The sequence below is a fragment of the Streptomyces sp. V3I7 genome (assembly GCF_030817495.1).
Lineage (GTDB): Bacteria > Actinomycetota > Actinomycetes > Streptomycetales > Streptomycetaceae > Streptomyces.
Map to the genome: position 1 here is coordinate 5,506,594 of NZ_JAUSZK010000001.1, position 15,291 is coordinate 5,521,884.

Here is a 15,291-nt window from a genome sequence, read left to right on the forward strand (position 1 = left end):
CCCATGACCGACACCGCACCCTCGGCCATACCGCCGACCTCCCAAGTCACTCTCGCCGACGGCCGGGTCGAGATCACACCCGGTGCCCCGCAGCCCACCGGCCCGTACGCCAACCAGGACCTGTTGCCGGTCCCCGTCGAGAAGCGCGGCTGGACGACGTACAACTTCTGCGCCCTGTGGGTCGGCATGGCCCACAACACGGCGTCCTGGACGCTCGCGTCCGGGCTGATCGCCGTGGGCATGGACTGGAAGCAGGCGGTGTTCACCATCGCCCTGGCCAATGTGATCGTGCTGATCCCGATGCTGCTCACCGGGCACGCCGGACCCAAGTACGGCATCCCGTTCCCGGTGTTCGCCCGCGCCTCCTTCGGGGTGCGCGGCGCCAACCTCCCCGCTGTCGTACGGGCGTTGGTGGCGTGCGGCTGGTTCGGCATCCAGACCTGGATCGGCGGCGAGGCCATCTACTTCCTCGCCGGGAAGCTGATCGGCGACAGCTGGGCGGACGCCGCGGAGGTCGGTGGCCACGCCTGGACGATGTGGCTGTCGTTCGCGCTGTTCTGGGTGATCCAGGTCGCCGTCATCTACCGGGGCATGGAGACGATCCGCCGCTTCGAGAACTGGGCCGCGCCCTTCGTGCTCGTCGGCGCGGGCGTGATGCTGTGGTGGATGAGCAGCAGGGCCGGCGGCTTCGGCCCGCTGTTCGACCAGCCTTCCAAGCTCGGCTGGGGCGGCGACTTCTGGAAGCTGTTCTGGCCCTCGCTCATGGGCATGATCGGCTTCTGGTCCACGCTCTCGCTCAACATCCCCGACTTCACCCGCTACGGCAGAAGCCAACGCGCCCAGACCTGGGGACAGTCGCTCGGGCTGCCGACGACCATGACGCTGTTCGCGTTCCTGTCCGTGCTGGTGACGTCCGGCTCGCAGGCGGTGTACGGCGAGCCGATCTGGGACCCGGTGCAGCTCGCGGCGAAGACGGACAACGTCGTCGGACTGCTGTACGCGCTCGTGACGGTCCTCGTGGCGACGCTGTCGGTGAACATCGCGGCCAACCTGGTCTCGCCCGCCTTCGACTTCTCCAACATCGCGCCGCGCAGGGTGAGTTTCCGCACCGGCGCCCTCGTCACGTGCGTGCTCGGCGTCCTGATCTTCCCGTGGAAGCTGTACGCCGACCCGCAGGGCTACATCTTCACCTGGCTCGGCCTGGTCGGCGGGCTGCTCGGCACGGTCGCCGGCATCCTCATCGCCGACTACTGGGTGCTGCGCCGCACCCGTCTCGACCTCACCGACCTGTACCGCACGGGCGGCCGCTACTGGTACGCGGGCGGCTGGAACTGGCGGGCGGTCGTGGCCTTCGTGGCCGGGGGCGTGCTGGCCGTGGGCGGGGCGAGCTTCCGGCCGCTGGTCGACGGGCGGCCCGTCCCGGCGCTGGCCCCGCTGGCCGACTACGGCTGGGCGGTGGGCCTCGGGACGTCGCTGGTGCTGTACCTGGTGCTGATGGCACTGCGGGGCAGGCGGCCCGAGGAAGCGGCCGTCTGACGTGCGGGGGAGGGCGGCCGGGTCCCGCGGCCGCCCTCGCGTCACTGGACCGGGCAGGACACCCAGACGACCGTCGAGGCGCCGGTGCTGGTCCAGGTCACGGCGCCGGGCTCCGTGACGTCCAGGGCGTCACCGGTGTGCAGCGTGTGGTCGCCGGCGCCGACGTGGATGACCACGGTTCCGCGCACGACGTACAGGAACAGGCCGCGCGCCTTCAGATCCACCGGGCACGTGCCGTGGTCGCCGGGCTCCGCCGAGACCACCACGCCGCGCAGGGTGAGCAGCGGGTGCGAGATGTCCACCGACTCGCCCGGCCGCTCGGGCATGCGGGCCTGCCGGATCGTCTCCTGGCCCTCGCGCGCGAGCACCTCCGGGATGCTCACCTGGAGCGCCTCGGTGATGGCGGCCAGGGTGTGCAGCGAGGGATGGTTGATGCCCTTCTCGACCGCGGACAGATACGACACCGAGACACCGCTGGACCGGGAGAGCGCCGCCAGGGTGAGCGCGCGGTCCTTGCGGAGCTGCCGCAGCCGTCCGCCGACCCGCTCCGCCAGCGTCGTCTCGTCCACCACATGTCCTTTCACAGGATCGCCGGAGTGACGACCCACAGGATCACCGCGGGTTCGTCGGACAGCACCTTGAGCGCGTGCTCGGGATGCGAGGAGTAGTGCAGCGTCTCACCGGGGCCGAGCCGGAGGACGGTGGCCCCGACCCGCGCCTCGATCTGACCCTCCAGCACGAGCAGCAGCCGCTCGCCGAAGCAGGAGTAGGGCGAGGTGACCTCGGGCGGTTCGATGTGGTCGAGCAGCCCGGTGAACGCGGGATCGACCGACCGCGCCGAGAGGATCGTGTACGTCCGGGCCCGGCCGGCCTCCACCTTCAGGTGCTCGGCGCCGGCGGCGCGGTGGACGTGCACCGTCTCGCGTCCCGACGAGGGGAAGAACGCCGACATGTCCGTGCCCAGCACCGCCGCGAGGGTGGACAGCGCGCTGAGGCTGGGAGTCGTGACCCCGTTTTCGACGTTGGCCAGGTATCCACTGGTGAGGTTGGCGCGGTCGGCGAGCTCGGCCAGGGTCAGACTGCGCGAGCGACGCAGTTGCCGCAACCGCCCTCCCACTTGCTCCACGGCCTCGATCATCCGTGCTCCCTCTGTTGTTGTGCGTCCGTCGTGGCTCATGAAACGGGTCGGTTGGCTTGTTCTGGATGTCTGTCTGTGTGCCGGTCCTCGCCCGCGCTGGTGGAGCCAAGGATAGGCATGGCGGCGGGAGGTGACGCGCTTGGCTCGTTCACATCGGTTCGTTCGCGACGGTGTGTGCGCGACGGTGTGTGCGCGAGGGAGGTGCGGTGCGGCACGCGCACCGGAGCGCGCGTGCCGCACCGCACCGCACCGCTCGGTCAGATCCGCCAGACACCGCGGTCGAGGACCATCACCGCCGTGCCGTCGGCGGTCAGGCCCTCCACGGTCATCTCGTCCGAGCCGATCATGAAGTCGACGTGGATCTGGGAGGTGTTGATCCGCGGATGGTCGGCGGGATCCTCGACCGGTGCGACGTAACCCCACCCGAGGGCGAGGTGGGTCGCCGCGTTCTCGTCGAGGAGCGTCTCGTGGAAGACCGTGCCCAGCGGGCCGATGCGGCCCTGGCCGTCGACCAGCGCCAGCTCGCCCAGGAAGGCCGCGCCGGCGTCGCGGGCGGCGTACCCCTGGAGCGCCTCCCCGTTCTTGTCCGCCTCGATGGACACGGCCCGGCCGCCCTCGAAGCGGACGCGCAGCCCCTCCACCGTGGCGCCGGCGAGCGCGAGCGGACGGGTCGCGCTGACCACCCCGTCGACGCGCAACGGGTCGGGTGTGGTGAGGAGTTCCTCGGTGGGGAGGTTGGCGAGGTGGTCGATGCCGTCGCGTGAGCTCATGGCCGTCGTCAGCCAGCGCGAGCTGGGCAGCAGGCCGATCGTGACGTCCGTGCCCGGCGCCCGGAGCCGGATCGCGTCGAACCGGTGCGCCGTCAACCGCTCGCCGACACCGGCGAGATGGGCCATGCGCTCCTTCCACGCCGCCGCCGGGTCCGGTTCGTCGAGACGGCAGATATGGGTCAGCTCCTCGACGAGCCGGACGAGGGCCTCGTCCGGGCCGAGGTGCGGATACGCGACCGCCGCCCACGCGGCCGAAGGAGCCGGTACGAGCGTCCAGTTGATGCTGCGGTCGTTGATGACCCGGCGCCGTTCGGCGACCATCGGCAGCATGTCCCGCCCGGCGAGCACGGGATCGAGGCCGTCCAGCGCCCCGGGCTGCGTCGGACCCGTGATCTTCACCGTCGCGGCTCCGGCGTCCCCCTGGGCGAGCACGGAGGCGCCCAGCCACGGGGGCACGAAGTCAAGGGTGTCGGGCTTCGCGTGCTCGACGCGGACGCGCTTGAGCAGCGGGTCGAACACGCTGGCCTCGACGAAGCGGGCGCCGCGGTCGTACGCGGCCCGGGCTATCTCGCGGGCGAGCGGCAGATGGCCGGGCTCCGCCGACACCACCACGATCTGGTCCGGTTGGACGTTGGCGCCCACCGTGACGGCGAGCTCTGCGATCCCTCTCGTGAATTCCTCAAGTCTCCGCATGGACAAGGACTGTACGCGAACGATTCCTGCGTGGGAAAGTAGCGTTATGGCATACAGGATTAGGGCTGAGGTCCCTCAAGGTGATGCGCGGGCGGCCGGTTCGGGCCGCGACAACCGGCGCGGCCCGATCGTGGCCGCCGCGATCGGCAACTTCGTCGAGTGGTACGACTACGCCGTCTACGGCACCCTCGCGGTGGTTCTGGCGACGCTGTTCTTCCCCAAGCAGGACGAGACGGCGGCGATCCTGCTGACCTACACCGGGTACGCGGTCGCCTCCGTACTGCGTCCGGCGGGCGCGCTGCTGTTCGGCGCCCTGGGGGACCGGATAGGCCGCAAGTCCACGCTCTCCGCGGTCGTCCTGCTGATGTCGGTGTCCACGGCGGCCATCGGTCTGCTGCCGACCTACTCCGGCATCGGCGTCTGGGCGCCGATCCTGCTCTTCGTCTGCCGCGCCTTCCAGGGGCTGTCCGCGGGTGGTGAGTACGGCGGTTCGGCCACCTTCCTGTCCGAGTACGCGCCGAGCGGGAAGCGGGGCCTGTACACGAGCTGGCAGACCTTCACGGTCCTGCTCTCCTTCCTCGTCGGCGCGCTGCTGGGGGCGCTGCTCACGCGGGGTCTGGGCCAGGAAGTTCTCTTGTCATGGGCATGGCGCATTCCGTTTCTCGTAGCCCTCCCGCTCGGCCTCGTCGGCCTCTATCTGCGGCTGCGGCTGGAGGACACCCCGGCGTTCGCCGAGCTCAAGTCCCAGCAGGACGTGACCCGCAGCCCGCTGCGGGAGGCCGCGCGCGACCACAAGGCAGCCCTGGCACGGGTGTGCGGACTGGCGTTCTTCGGTACGGCCGCCACGTTCGTGTTCCTCACCTACTCCACCACCTACGTCGTCGTGAACCTCAAGAAGTCCCTCGACCTCGGGCTCATCGGACTCAGCGCCGGCCTGGTCGTCGGCATGGCGCTGTGCCCGTTCGTCGGCATGGCGGCCGACCGGTGGGGGAGGCGTCCGGTGACGCTCTGGTCCACGATCGGCATCCTCGCGCTGGTCTATCCCGGCTTCCTGCTCATGGGCGCCCGCTCCGACGCCGCGATCATCGGCGGGTACGTCCTGTTCACCGTGCTGCTCACGCTGTACACCGGCGCCGCGCCGGCCGTGCTGACCGAAGCGTTCCCGACCCGGGTCCGCTACTCGGGCCTGTCGATGAGCTACAGCGTCGCCGGATCGCTGACCGGTCTGGCCACGCCGTTCGCGCTCGAGTGGCTCATCGAGCACGCCGGGAGCGCCAGCGGACCGGCCCTGTGGGTTCTGTTCACCGGAGTCGCCGGCCTCACCGCCGCGATCCTGCTGCCCGAGACACGAGGACAGGACCTCGCCTAGGGTCCCGCACGGGGGCGCCCGGACCGCGACCAAGCCGCACATGCGCCGTTGGGTGAGTGAGAGACTCACCCAACGGCGCACTTTCATGCGGGACTTGACGTCTCACGCCCCGGTCTTCGCGGGAGCCGGGCGCCGGGCCTGGACCCGGCGGACGGCGTAGCCGATCAGGACCGCGGCGGCGAGCAGGACGAGGATCCCGAACGCCACCGCGAACACGTCGTGCAGCGCCAGCGCCCGCCCCGCCTTCGCGGACACGTCCCCGGCCCGTACGTGGTACGCCTCCCGGATCGCCAGGAACGCCGCGCAGCACGCCGCGCCGATCGAACCGCCCAGGCTGCGCGCCATGTTGAACAGCAGCGAACCCGACGACGCCTGCGCCGACCGCAGTGCGCGCGTGGCGATGAGCCCCAGCGCGGCCAGCAGCAGCCCCGACCCCACCGAACGCGCCATCAGCGCCAGCACGATCACGGCGTACGGCGGCTCGGAGCCCGCGAGCAGCGGCAGCAGGGCGGCCAGCGCGAACACGGCGGCGCCGATCGTCGACACCAGATAGGCGTCGACCCGGCGCAGCAGCAGCGGCAGCCCCGTCGCGATCACCAGCTGCACCGTGCCGCCGTACAGCGAGACGGTGCCGATCTCCCCGACCGAGAAGCCGAGCGAGGTCAGATAGAAGGGGATCAGGACGAACGCCGAGTACACGGCCACCCCGGCCACCACGTTGAACACGCACGAGGCCAGGAACGGCCTGAGCCGCAGCAGCCGCAGGTCGACCAGCGGGTTGCGGCTGCGCAGCTCCGTGAACACGAACCCCGCCGCGGCGACCACGGCGGTCACGACCATGAGCGTCACGACGCCGGAGGCGAACCAGCCGCGCGACTGTCCCGAGTCGAGCGCGTACTGGGCGCAGAACAGGCCCACCACGGCCGCCCCGATGCTCACCAGGTTCGCCCGCCGGCCGAGCGGCGACTCGTCCTGGCGCATCTCTCGCAGCCCGGGCAGCGCCAGCCACAGCGCGAACACGCCCAGCGGAGCGGCCACGCAGTACAGCGCCCGCCAACTCGCCCACTCCGCCAGCGTGATGCACAGGATCGGTGCCAGGACGTAGGAGCCGGTGACCATGATGGAGAACGTCGAGATCGCCTTCGGATGCTCCTTGCCCGGCAGCAGCACCACGATCGAGTAGTAGGCGAACGGCATGATCGCCCCGCTCGCCGAGCCCTGGATGACGCGGGCGAGAAGCAGGCTCTCGAAGTTCCACGCGGAAGCGGCCAGCAGCGCGCCGCCCACGAACACACAGACCAGCAGCGTCAGATACGTGCGCGGGCTGAACACCCGGGTCAGGAACGCGCTCAGCGAGAGGGTGATCAGCTCGGCGGTGGCGTACGCCGAGATCACCAGGGCGCCCTTGGCGAGCGACGCGTGGAGCGTCTCCTGGATGCCGCCGAGGGCCGTACTGGTCATCGACAGGTCGAGCACGGTCATGGCCGCGGCCACGATGCAGCCGAGGACGCCGCGCCAGCGCGGCGCGGACAGGCCGACGGCAGCCGCAGGGGCTGCCGTCTCCTCCGTGACCTGCTTCGCCGCCCCCGGCGACGGTGATGGCCGGTCGTCCGGGACTGTCATGAACGTTCCTCGGGTGCTCTGGCTCCGGACCCGTCAGTGGGCACCCGGCCCCACGCGTAGACGGTGATGGAGCGGATGTCGGTGAAACCGGGATCGGCGCACAGGTCGGCCACCGCGTCCACCTCGGCCTGCGCCAGCAGACCGGTGCGGACCAGATAGGCGCCCTCCTGACGGATGTTGGCGGCGGCCAGCGCGGCGTAAGGACCCGTCCCGCCCAGGCAGTTGGCCCGGGTCAGCACCCCGATGCCGGTCAGTCCCGCACGCGCCAGCTGCGAGGGCAGCGTCTGCGCCCACCGCGTCATGTCGGAGCCCTGCGCCGCCCAGCCCTCCTCCAGCGCGCCGAAGAAGCGCCGGACCGGCGCGTGCACCGACCCGGCCGCCGGCATGCACATCGGATCGCCGAGGACGAGCCGCCCGCCGGGCCGGAGCCACCGCACCGCCCGCGCGACCAGTTCCTCGCGCTCGGGCAGATGGCAGAACGTCAGCCGGGAGTGGATCAGATCGAACGAGCCCGGCGCGAAGTCGAGTTCACGCACGTCGCCGGTGCGCCACTGAAGATGCGGGCGCTCGATGTCCCGCACGTACCGGGTGTCGATGTCGACGGCGACGACGCTCCCGTCCGGACACGCGTCGGCGATCCAGCGGGCGACCGAACCGGCGCCCGCCCCGATCTCCAGACACCGCGCGGCACGGTCGAGGCCCGCGGTGCGCAGCACCTCGCGGGTGTCGGGATCACCCCACTCCTGCAGTAATCGCAGCCGTTCCAGCTCCCCTTCCGAGTTCTTGCTCAGCGCCCCCGACGCATAGTCGGTCGCCAGTGCCGTCTCACCGCTCATGAGCTCAACCCCTCGCTGTCGTCGGGTTCCGGCGGGCGCCGCCGGCGCTCACCCAGCTCGGCCTCCAGGGCCGCGGCCACCCGGAACACGGTTGCCTCCTCGAAGCGCCGCCCGACGATCTGGAGCCCGATCGGCAGCCCGTCCGCCGCGAAGCCGACCGGCAGGGACAGCGCCGGATGGCCGGTCACGCTGAAGGGGATCGTCTGCATGTCGTTGGCCAGCTTGGGCGGCGGCCAGTTCTCCGGGAAGTCGCTCCACCGCGCCGCGGTGGTCTGCCCGCACACGGTGACCAGCACGTCGCAGTGGTCGAACACGGTCTCGTCGAGCCGCCGCGTCAGCCACCGCCGCACGTCGTAGGCGCGCAGCAGGTCCGCCGCGCTCACCCCGGCACCCGGCATCACCCGTTGGTAGGTGTAGCGCGCGAACTCGCGCGGCCGCTCCCGCAGATCGTCCTCGTGGGTCGCGAACGCCTCCGCCGCGCAGATGACGCGGCCGCACGCGTTGAACACGTCGTACGGCGGCAGCGTCACCTCCTCGACCGGCGCGCCGAGCCCGTCGAGCACGCCCAGCGCCCGCTGGATCCGGGCCGTGATCTCGGGCATCGTCAACGGATCGTCGGCGTACCAGCCGGGCGAGCACGCCACCCTCAGGCCCGCCACCCCGCGGTCCAACGCCGCGGTGTACTCGGGGACTTCGGCGTCCGTGGTGCGCGCGTCGGCCGGATCCGCGCCCGCGATCACCTGGAGGGTCGCGGCCGCGTCGGCCACCGTCCAGGTCAGCGGCCCGAAGTGGTCCAGCGTCCAGGACAGGGTCTGGGCGCCGTGCCCGGACACCCGCCCGTACGTCGGCTTCAGCCCGACCGCGCCGCAGTGGAACGCCGGGCCCCGCGTGGAGCCGCTCGTGTCGGAGCCGACCGTGATGCCCACCAGTCCGGCCGCGACCGCCGCGCCCGAACCCGACGACGAGCCGCTGGGCACGTGCTCGTCGCTCCACGGGTTGCGGGCCGGCGGCACCGGCAGATCGAAGCTCGGCCCGCCGATCGCGAACTCGAACGTGGTCAGCTTGCCGAGGCCGACGGCGCCCCCCGCGCGCAGCCGGCGCTCGACCGTGCTGTCCGCGCGCGCCACATGGCCGGTGCGCAGCCGGGAGGCGCTCGTGGTGGGCACGCCCTCCGCGTCGAAGATGTCCTTGAGCGCGTACGGGATCCCGTGCAGGGGGCCGCGGTCCACGCCGGTCTCCAGCTCCCGGTCGGCGGCCGCGGCCCGCGCCAGCGCCGACTCCTCGGTGACCCGGATGAACGCGTGCAGCGCCGGGTCGAGCCGGGCGATCCGGTCGAGGGCGTGCCGGGTGAGCTCCACCGAGGTGAGCTCACCCGCCCGCAACCGCCGCCCGGCCTCCGCCGCGGACAGCTCGTGCAGCGCACGAGCCGTCCCGGATATGGGGCCGTCAGCCATCGGCCGTCTCCCGCCCTTCGCTCGTCTCTGTCCGCCCGGTCTCGACGCCGCGCAGCAGCTCGGACATGGCCCGCAGGCCCAGATAGCCCCGTACGACGCCGTCCTTGAGGTCGGCCGGTACGTCGATGCCGAGCAGCCCGGCGCGGACGTCGAACTCCGCCGCGCCCGCGGCGACTTCGTCAGACGTCATCGGCGCCCGGTTCCCGCGGACCCGCCTCGCGCTGGGCGGCGAGCCACGCCTCGACCTCGTGCGACTCCGTGGGCAGCGCCCGCGTCAGCAGCTTGGCGCCGGTGGCGGTGATCTGGACGTCGTCCTCGATCCGCACGCCGATGCCGCGCAGTTCCTCGGGCACCAGCTCGTCGTGCGGCTGGAGGTACAGGCCCGGCTCCATGGTCAGCACGTGGTTCTCGCGCAGGACACCGCCGCCGTAGTACTCCGGCCGGGAGTGCCCGCAGTCGTGGATGTCCAGGCCGAGCATGTGCCCGAACCCGTGCAGCGACCAGCGGCGGTACTCCATCGTCGACGGGTCCAGCGCCTCGTCCACGCTGCCCTTGAGCAGGCCGAGCCCGTGCAGGCCCTCGGCGAGCACCCGGCTGCACACCGCCTGGATGTCGGCGAACGCGACGCCGGGGGCCATCGCCTCGTAGCCCGCGGTCCGCGACGCGTGCACGATGTCGTACACCGCGCGCTGCGCGGGGCTGAACGTGCCGGACACCGGAAGCACGCGCGTCACGTCGGCCGTGTAGCAGTGGACGTTCTCCACGCCCATGTCCATCAGCAGGATCTGGCCCGGCTCCACGACGGCGTCGTTGCGCGACCAGTGCAGGATCGTGGAGCGGGGGCCGCCGGCCGCGATGGAGCTGTAGCCGGGCCCGTTGCCCTCCACGCGCGCACGCCACGAGAAGACGCCCTCGATGTACCGCTCAGGCGTCAGGGCGTCGGGCCGCAGCCGCCGGGCCACGTCCTCGAAGCCGCGCACCGTCGCGTCGACCGCGTCCTGGAGCTGGGCGATCTCCCACTCGTCCTTCACCAGGCGCAGCTCGGACAGCACACTCGCGAGCAGCGCGTCCCGCTCCCTGTTCTCGGGCGTGACCGGCAGCCACCCCGACTCCATCCAGCCGTCGATCCCGCGGTCGTAGCCGCGCAGGACCCGCAGCCGCGGCGAGGACGCCACCGGCGCCAGCGCCTTCGGCAGCTCCGTCAGCGGACGAGTCTCGATCTCCAGACGGACGGCCTTCTCGCCGGGCGAGTAGCACCGGCCGTGCCAGACCTCGCCGTGGATCCGGTCGAGGTACTGGGCGCCGCTCGAGGCGTCCGACCGCGGCTGCGCGTAGAGGACGGCGTCATGGCCGTCGCCCGAAGGGTGCAGCACCAGCACGGAGTCGGGATCCTGGTCGCCGGTCAGCCAGATGAAGTCGCTGCCCCCGCGGAACTCGTGGGGCGCGCCGAAGGTACGGGAGTGGATGTTCCCGGTGGGGATCACCAGGGTGTCCCCCGGGAACGCCGCCGAGAGGAGCGCCCGGCGTCGGGCGAGCTGCTTCACCTGGGGGACCGGAGTGAGGTCGACGTCCTCCTCGCGCCAGCCCGACCCCATGAGGTCCAGGAACTTCTGCGGAATGGCATCGTCGTGGGTTCCCGAGATCTCTTCCCGCCCGATGTTGCCCATGGGTGTTTCCTTTTCTACTGCCTAGTGATGTCCCCGTCGACCGGGGCTTGCGTGACGCTCCCGGGCCGGGGGCCCGTTTCGCTGAACTCCCCAGCCGAATCAGGGTAGTTCACCAGGTGAGCGCAGGTGATCAGGTCGAGATAGGCGCACCCCGTGGAGGCGAACAGGGTGCGCCGACGCGCGAGGTGGGCCGCCTCGGACGTGACGAGGGCGGCCAGTTCGATCGCGTCGGCGTGGCTCCCGCCCGCCTCCGCGATCGCCGTGCCCAGGTCCTCCACGACGACCAGACTGGAGCGCAGCAGATCGCCGGACACCTCCCGGGACGCGGTGGTGTGCGCGCCCATGCAGTTGATGTGCACGTGCTCGGGCAGCGGTTCCGGCAGCGGCAGCGGGTCCGTCGACAGGGTCGCGGTCGACAGGACGTCCGCGCCCCGGCCGGCCTCCTCGGGGGAGGCGCACACCACGACCCGTACCGGCCTGCCGTGCACCGTGCGCGCCGTCTCGGCGATGTCGCGGGCGAACGCCTCGGCGTTGCGCGCGGTCCGCGACCAGACCCGGATCTCCGCCAGGTCCCGTACCGCCGACACCCCGAGGAACTGCTGGCGCGCCTGGACCCCCGAGCCGAGGATCGCGAGGACCCGGCTGTCGGGCGCCGCGCACGCGTCGGTCACCAGGGCCGTCACCGCCGCGCACTTCAGGTTGGTGACGGCGGTGCCGTCCAGCGTGCCGAGGAACCGCCCGGTGGAGACGGAGAACATCGGCACGACGGCCGTCACGGTCGAGCCGTGGCCCGGCACGGGCGAGGACACGATCGTGGCGACCTTGTTGACGTACAGGTCGTGGTCGGGGGAGACGGCGGGCATCGAGATGAACTTCCCGCCCGCCGGGCCCTCGACCGTCTCGCGCGGCGGCACGCGCATCCGTGCCACCGCCCCGTCCAGCAGGCTCGCGCGCATCGCCCCCGCCAGCGACCGGATGCGCGGCAGGGACGACGCGGGGCGAGCCTCGGTCACCGTCACAGGAACCCGTCCAGCACGTCCTCCAGCACGGTGACGAAGTCCTCCGTCATCGCCGACGTCATGTCACCGCGCAGCATCAGGCGGATGCCGGCCTGCCCCTTGGGCACGATCGGGAAGAACATCGCCGAGGTGTAGTAGCCGCGCTCGTACAGCTCGGTGGCCAGCTGCACCGCCCACTCGTTCTCGCCCACGGTGACGAACTTGATGTGCGAGCCGGTGCCGCGGATGTCGCGCCCCTTCATCCGCTCGTCGAAGATGCGGATGTTCTCCGCCAGTTGGCGCTGGCGCACCCCCAGCTCCGGCGAGCGGTGGACGGCGATGCTGCCCAGCGTCGTCCCGATCGCCGCCGTGCGCAGCCCCTGCGACCAGCCCATCGGGCCGGAGCGGTAGAGGAAGTCGAACACGCCGGACGAGCCCAGCATGGCGATGCCGCCCGTGCTGCCGAACGCCTTGGCCGTCGACGCGACGATCATGGTCCGCTCGTCCAGCTCCCGGTACACCGAGCGAGCGTAGCCCTCGCCGCGCTCGCCCTGCGTGGACAGCGCGTGCGAGTCGTCCATGTAGACGTACATGCCGTACCGCTCCTGAAGGGCCCGGATGCCCTCCAGGTCGGCCCGCCCGCCCGTGGAGTAGACGCCCTCGCACACGTAGGCCACCCGCGGGTACTTGCGGCAGACGTCCGCCAGGAACTCCATGTCGTTGTGCGGACAGGTCAGCACCAGCGTCTCGTCCGCCACGACGGGCTTGACGAAGTTCATCGAGAAGTGCGCGAACCGGTCGAACACCACGACCAGCGGATCGGAGTCGGTCAGATGCCCCGACGCCAGGATCGGCAGGACCGCGGAGCTGATCACCCCGCACGAGATCGACGGCAGCACCCGCGTCCCGAACAGCTCGGAGAGCTCCTCCTCCAGCCGGTGCGCGGCCTCCAGCCGGATCCGGAACTCGGCCATGGCGAGCCCGGTGATCTGCTCCTCCCGCAGGGCCTCGATGCCCGCCTCGACGACCGTCGGGTGGCTGTTGAGACCCAGGTACGAACAGGAGGAGAGGTTGAGGAACTCGTGCCCGGTGCGTACGTCCCGCAGCCGGTTCTGGCCCTTCGTGGCGTCCACGCGGATGTCCAGCATCCCGTGCTCCGCCGACAGCCCCCAGGCCGCCTCGGCCGCCGGGACCATCCGCTGGTTGTTCCGGAACCGGTGCGGGCCCATCGACGTCTCGGGCGGCGCGCCGGTCACCGTGTCGCTGCTGTGCATGAGTCTCCTTGTGCCGTGACACCAGGGGCCGCGGGCGCCGCGCCGGGCGCCCGCAGGAAGGCGCCGAGCCGCTCCAGCGCCGTACGCGCCTTGGCCAGCCGCGTGTGGTGCAGATGCCAGACGTGGACCATGCCGGGCCAGACCTCGATCGTGGCCGGTACGCCCGCCTTCGCCAGCTTGGCCGCGAACCGCTCGGAGTCGCTGTGCAGCATCTCCCGCTCGCCCACCTGGAAGAGGACCGGCGGAAGGCCGTCCACCTCGGCGTAGAGCGCCGAGACGTACGGCGTCTCGGGCGCCGTACCGGCCAGATAGGCCGCCGCGACGTCGTCCACCACCGAGCGGCTGAGCATCGGGTCGATGCTCTCCTTCGAGGTGAACGTCTCGCCGGTGCCGGCCAGGTCCAGCCAGGGTGAGACGCAGGCCGCCGCCCGGGGCATGGGCAGCCCCCGGTCCCGGGCCGCGACCAGCATCGCCAGCACCAGGCCGCCGCCGGCGGAGTCACCGGCCACCACGATCGACTCGGGCGCCCAGCCCTCCTTCAGGAGCGCGGCGTACACGTCGACCGCGTCCTGAAGCGCCGCCGGGTACTTGTGCTCCGGCGCCCGGCGGTACTGCGGGTGCAGGAACGCGTATCCGGCGTGCCGCGCCGCCTCGGCCACCATGCCGCCGTGGCTGCGCTGCGAGCCGAACACGTAGCCGCCGCCGTGCAGCCAGATGCCGATCCGGCCGGGGTCGGCCACGGGCGGAGTGAGCAGATAACCGGGCACGCCGCCCACCGCCCGCTCGGTCACCTCGACGTCGGCGGCGACGGGGGTGCCCCAGTGGTCGTAGAACTCGCGGCCCTCGAAGAGGTCCTCGGGCCAGGCGTCGGCCTGCAACAGGTCGAGCAGATCGGCCAGTTCCCTCTCGTCCTCGGCGGTCATGCCGGGGACGTCCGGGCGGTGCGGCAGCGACATGAGCGCCTCAGCTCGCGGGAGTGGTCGGGACCTGGGCGGCGGGCGTCGCCCCCACACCGAGGTGGTAGCGGCTGTGGTCGGCGGTGTCGTTCCCCGGCACCTGCATGTTCACCTCCGGCATGGCGAGCCGGTAGTGGCGGTACCAGGTGTTGAGGTTCTCGCCGTCGGTGAACTGCAGCTCGATGTGGCGCAGCGGGCGCTTGCCGGGCTTGCCGGCGTCCGTCAGGTACGGGGCGGAACCGGCGTGCGCGAGACCGCCGGCGACCTCGTTGTTGAGGACGACCATGACCATGTCGTTCTGCAGGTCGACGTCGAGGGCGAGCGCGTGGTCGGCGAGGATCGCGTCGGCGTACTCCTGCTTGACCGCGACGTTGTAGCTGTGCGGCATCAGCTCGATCAGGTCCGCCGGGTCGACTCCGTTGGCGCGGCAGAACTCGCGGGTGTCGCACACGATCGGCAGCCCGCCGGAGATGTTGGTGTACGGGCCGTAGACGTTGCCGATGAACGTCGTCGCGGCGTCGAAGTGGACGCACTTGGTGGTCAGGAACTCGCGCGACTCGGTGTGGTCGGAGTTGGGCGTGAAGTGGGTGTTCTTGTTGAACCCGTCCACGTCCATGCTGGCGACCTGGTCGTAGCCCATGACGACCGGGGTGTACTTCGTGAGGTCGATCTCCGCGGTGAACGCCTTGAAGACCGACTCCAGGTAGTCGCGGGCCAGGGCGGCGTGGGCCTCGTCGTGGAGGTCCATGCCGTGCCGGGCGAGCAGCGCGCTCGCGCCGTGGCAGACGGCGAGGCCCTCGCCGTCCGCGACCAGCTCGATGAGCCGGGTGACCAGTTCGTCCGGCACGCTGCCGAAGCGGCCGTCGACCAGCTCCACCTCGTAACCGGAGACGTCGACCATGGCCTTGTTGACGGTGTCTGCAAACGTGGTGCTCACAATGTCCTCCACAGGAACCGGAGAGCCGTTCTGGCGGGCG

Annotated in this window: 14 protein-coding genes; 2 read left to right on the forward strand and 12 right to left on the reverse strand. The window is 71.5% G+C overall.

Annotation, left to right across the window (positions count from 1 at the left end; all coding sequences use genetic code 11):
* The first annotated feature begins 3 nt into the window (after window positions 1-3).
* Window positions 4-1,536 carry an NCS1 family nucleobase:cation symporter-1 gene (locus tag QFZ74_RS25585; protein ID WP_307623180.1) on the forward strand — a complete coding sequence of 511 codons (1,533 nt, stop codon included), beginning with the start codon at window positions 4-6 and terminating at the stop codon, window positions 1,534-1,536.
* 41 nt (window positions 1,537-1,577) lie between these two features.
* On the opposite strand, the gene QFZ74_RS25590 is transcribed toward QFZ74_RS25585, so the two are convergent.
* The 3 genes from QFZ74_RS25590 to QFZ74_RS25600 all read right to left on the reverse strand — a co-directional run bounded on the left by QFZ74_RS25590 (window position 1,578) and on the right by QFZ74_RS25600 (window position 4,137).
* Window positions 1,578-2,105: a helix-turn-helix domain-containing protein gene (locus QFZ74_RS25590; RefSeq protein ID WP_307623181.1), complete on the reverse strand. Its 528-nt coding sequence runs from the start codon at window positions 2,103-2,105 to the stop codon at window positions 1,578-1,580.
* A gap of 11 nt (window positions 2,106-2,116) precedes the next feature.
* The gene (locus QFZ74_RS25595; RefSeq protein WP_307623182.1) at window positions 2,117-2,674 is read right to left on the reverse strand and encodes an XRE family transcriptional regulator; all 558 of its coding nucleotides are present in this window, start codon (window positions 2,672-2,674) and stop codon (window positions 2,117-2,119) included.
* 257 nt (window positions 2,675-2,931) lie between these two features.
* Window positions 2,932-4,137 carry an aminopeptidase gene (locus QFZ74_RS25600; RefSeq protein ID WP_307623183.1) on the reverse strand — a complete coding sequence of 402 codons (1,206 nt, stop codon included), beginning with the start codon at window positions 4,135-4,137 and terminating at the stop codon, window positions 2,932-2,934.
* A gap of 46 nt (window positions 4,138-4,183) precedes the next feature.
* Between QFZ74_RS25600 and QFZ74_RS25605 the strand changes: the two genes are divergently transcribed.
* Window positions 4,184-5,506: an MFS transporter gene (locus QFZ74_RS25605; RefSeq protein ID WP_307623184.1), complete on the forward strand. Its 1,323-nt coding sequence runs from the start codon at window positions 4,184-4,186 to the stop codon at window positions 5,504-5,506.
* A 102-nt stretch (window positions 5,507-5,608) separates the two neighbouring features.
* Here QFZ74_RS25605 and QFZ74_RS25610 read toward each other — a convergent pair whose 3' ends face one another.
* From QFZ74_RS25610 to QFZ74_RS25650, 9 genes are read right to left on the reverse strand one after another with little or no spacing between them, the layout of a single operon-like run.
* On the reverse strand, window positions 5,609-7,129 hold the full coding sequence (locus QFZ74_RS25610) for an MFS transporter (protein ID WP_307623185.1): 1,521 nt from the start codon (window positions 7,127-7,129) through the stop codon (window positions 5,609-5,611).
* Window positions 7,126-7,965: a bifunctional 2-polyprenyl-6-hydroxyphenol methylase/3-demethylubiquinol 3-O-methyltransferase UbiG gene (locus tag QFZ74_RS25615; RefSeq protein ID WP_307623186.1), complete on the reverse strand. Its 840-nt coding sequence runs from the start codon at window positions 7,963-7,965 to the stop codon at window positions 7,126-7,128. Before QFZ74_RS25615 ends, QFZ74_RS25610 begins: the two co-directional genes overlap by 4 nt.
* Window positions 7,962-9,419 carry an amidase gene (locus QFZ74_RS25620; RefSeq protein ID WP_307623187.1) on the reverse strand — a complete coding sequence of 486 codons (1,458 nt, stop codon included), beginning with the start codon at window positions 9,417-9,419 and terminating at the stop codon, window positions 7,962-7,964. The genes QFZ74_RS25615 and QFZ74_RS25620 overlap by 4 nt, the downstream gene beginning before the upstream one ends.
* Entirely contained in the window at window positions 9,412-9,609 is a 198-nt protein-coding gene (locus QFZ74_RS25625; protein WP_307623188.1) for a hypothetical protein, read from the reverse strand. Before QFZ74_RS25625 ends, QFZ74_RS25620 begins: the two co-directional genes overlap by 8 nt.
* Complete coding sequence (locus QFZ74_RS25630; RefSeq protein WP_307623189.1) at window positions 9,599-11,086, reverse strand: aminopeptidase P family protein; 1,488 nt, start codon at window positions 11,084-11,086, stop codon at window positions 9,599-9,601. Before QFZ74_RS25630 ends, QFZ74_RS25625 begins: the two co-directional genes overlap by 11 nt.
* Before the next feature lie 14 nt (window positions 11,087-11,100).
* A complete protein-coding gene (locus QFZ74_RS25635; RefSeq protein ID WP_307623190.1) occupies window positions 11,101-12,099 on the reverse strand; it encodes an ornithine cyclodeaminase family protein in 999 nt (332 codons plus the stop codon).
* A 2-nt stretch (window positions 12,100-12,101) separates the two neighbouring features.
* Window positions 12,102-13,358 carry an aminotransferase class I/II-fold pyridoxal phosphate-dependent enzyme gene (locus QFZ74_RS25640; protein ID WP_307623191.1) on the reverse strand — a complete coding sequence of 419 codons (1,257 nt, stop codon included), beginning with the start codon at window positions 13,356-13,358 and terminating at the stop codon, window positions 12,102-12,104.
* Window positions 13,337-14,314, reverse strand: a complete 978-nt coding sequence (locus QFZ74_RS25645) for an alpha/beta hydrolase (protein WP_307623192.1) — start codon at window positions 14,312-14,314, stop codon at window positions 13,337-13,339. The genes QFZ74_RS25640 and QFZ74_RS25645 overlap by 22 nt, the downstream gene beginning before the upstream one ends.
* Window positions 14,315-14,321: 7 nt before the next feature.
* Window positions 14,322-15,251 (reverse strand): hypothetical protein, encoded by a 930-nt coding sequence (locus QFZ74_RS25650; RefSeq protein WP_307623193.1) that lies wholly within the window; start codon window positions 15,249-15,251, stop codon window positions 14,322-14,324.
* Window positions 15,252-15,291: the final 40 nt, after the last annotated feature.